Annotated in this window: 3 protein-coding genes; all 3 read left to right on the plus strand. The window is 45.7% G+C overall.

All coding sequences use genetic code 11. The features are described 5' to 3' along the window. Positions 1–282 precede the first annotated feature (282 nt). Positions 283–567, plus strand: a complete 285-nt coding sequence (locus tag AC29Z1_RS16810; RefSeq protein ID WP_488272602.1) for a EutN/CcmL family microcompartment protein — start codon at positions 283–285, stop codon at positions 565–567. Positions 568–573: 6 nt separating this feature from the next. Beyond that, positions 574–1,554: a cob(I)yrinic acid a,c-diamide adenosyltransferase gene (locus AC29Z1_RS16815; RefSeq protein ID WP_488272603.1), complete on the plus strand. Its 981-nt coding sequence runs from the start codon at positions 574–576 to the stop codon at positions 1,552–1,554. Between the two features lie 211 nt (positions 1,555–1,765). After that, positions 1,766–2,273 (plus strand): aldehyde dehydrogenase family protein (locus tag AC29Z1_RS16820; RefSeq protein ID WP_488272604.1); only part of this gene is annotated, 508 nt, incomplete at its 3' end.

Below are 2,273 nucleotides of genomic sequence, written 5' to 3' on the forward strand. Positions count from 1 at the left end.
TGTTGTGCAAGGAACGCTGATTACGCCGTTAGCATTTGATATTGCTAAGGAATCTGGCTTACACATTGTGTACACATGATTAATCCGGTTACTAAACTGTCTAACGCTCCTGGTTATACAAGTGGAAGCTTATGCGGCTTCCCCTGAATGTTTGGCGACTAACCTAACAATAAGGTTAACAACTCAAAACGGCATTAGCTAGAAAAGGCGAGATTGCTGAATTACTCATCAATAAAGTGGCGGCAATCTCGTCCTCAAACTTCAGGGAAAGGATGAAGTGATATGTGGGTAGGAAAGGTTATCGGTACCCTGGTGGCTACCCCCAAAGACGACAGTTTAACAGGTAGTAAGCTACTTATTGTCCAGCCAATTCCGCTTGGCAATCAACCTGCCGGTGCTCCCATTGTGGCAGTAGATACCATTGGTTCCGGCAAAGGTGAAACTGTGCTTGTGGTAGATGGCAGTTCTGCTCGACATGTAACCGGTAACCCGCAAGCGGCGGTTGATGCTGCCATTGTGGGAATTATTGATACCATTGAGATCGATAAAAGCTTACTCGAGGAGTAATCTGCCATGAAAGTGTATACAAAAACGGGTGATGAAGGAAAAACCAGCCTGCTGAGTAAAGAACGGGTATATAAAGACAGTGTCCGAGTACAAACTTACGGTACTGTGGATGAAGCCAATGCCGCTATGGGATTGGCAAAATCTCTTCTTACTGATAAACACTGGGCGGTTACGATTATTCATGGCATTCAAGAAGAACTCATAGCGTTGAATGCTGATTTAGCAACTAATGGCCAGGAATCGAACAGCGATAACTATCGTATTACTCTTAGTCATGTAGAAAGACTGGAGGCCATGATAGACAAGCTAGAAGAGCGACGTATCCCGCAAAGACATTTTGTTACTCCCGGGGGAACGACAGCCAGCGCAGCACTAGATCTGGCTCGAACCATTGTTCGACGTGCCGAACGGTGGATTGTTAAGTTAAGGCGTACAGAAACTGTGCCAACACCGGTTGCACTATATTTGAACCGGTTATCTGACTTGCTATTTGTGTTAGCAAGATGTGTGGAACAGGAAGAGCTGATTACTAAGGTAACCCAAGCCGTAATGCAGGTTCTGCAAACCAGGGAACAAAGTGACAGAGGGGTGGGTATTATGCTGGAAAAAGCTAAAAAAATGATTGAAGCTGCTGAAAAGAAAGCAGTTGAAATTGGTGTGCCAATGGTTATTGCTGTGGTGGATGCCGGCGGTAATCTTGTCGCGCAAGAACGGATGGACAATGCTTTGCTGGCAAGTGTTTCCATTGCACTAAATAAAGCTTATACTGCAGTGGCTCTGAAAATGCCGACAGACCAGGCTGCCACCCTTGCTCAGCCAGGGCAAATGCTGTATGGCCTGAATACCACCGATAGTTGCCGACTGGTTATATTTGGCGGCGGTTTTCCTATTTGGGAAAATGGTATTTTGGTCGGAGGTATTGGTGTAAGCGGGGGATCAGTTGAGGAAGACATGATAGTTGCCAAAGCTGGTATGGCTGCTTTTTAGTTTTCATACACCACTTTGTTACATTGCTGAGGTTTTATAAACCACAAGGTGACAGGATGCATGGACTGATGCGAACGACCATTATTCAACGCTGCGCCGCTGGTGCTTAATCATTTGCTTATGGATAACGGTTGCCCGCGTCTCAGCCATGTTGGCAGTCGAAAAAGCCGTGAGCAGATTGGGTGACAGGGGCACGGAAGGAGGAAGATATATGACTATTGATCAAAATTTAATTGCCAAAATTGCAGCCGAAGTAATGGCCAGAATACAACAACAGCCAAACACAGTTTCTGGTGATGGTGGTATTTTTACAACCATTGATGAAGCTGTGGCCGCAGCCAAAGCTGCGCAAAAACAGTTAAAAACACTGTCGATGGAAAAGCGGGAAGAACTTATCAAGGCTATGCGTCAGGCTGCTTACGATAATGCAGAATTACTCGCTGAGATGGCTGTGAAAGAGTCCGGTATGGGGCGAGTGAGTGATAAAATCATCAAAAACCGGTTAGCAGCTACGAAAACTCCAGGAACCGAAGATCTTAAAAGTGAAGCCTGGAGCGGTGACCATGGCCTGACGCTGGTAGAAATGGGGCCATATGGGGTCATTGGTTCCATTACACCAACCACTAATCCTTCAGAAACTATAATTTGTAATAGTATTGGGATGGTTGCTGCAGGCAATGCGGTTGTTTTTAGTCCGCATCCTACAGCCAAAAACACTT

Source organism: Sporomusa sp. (genome assembly GCF_057736855.1).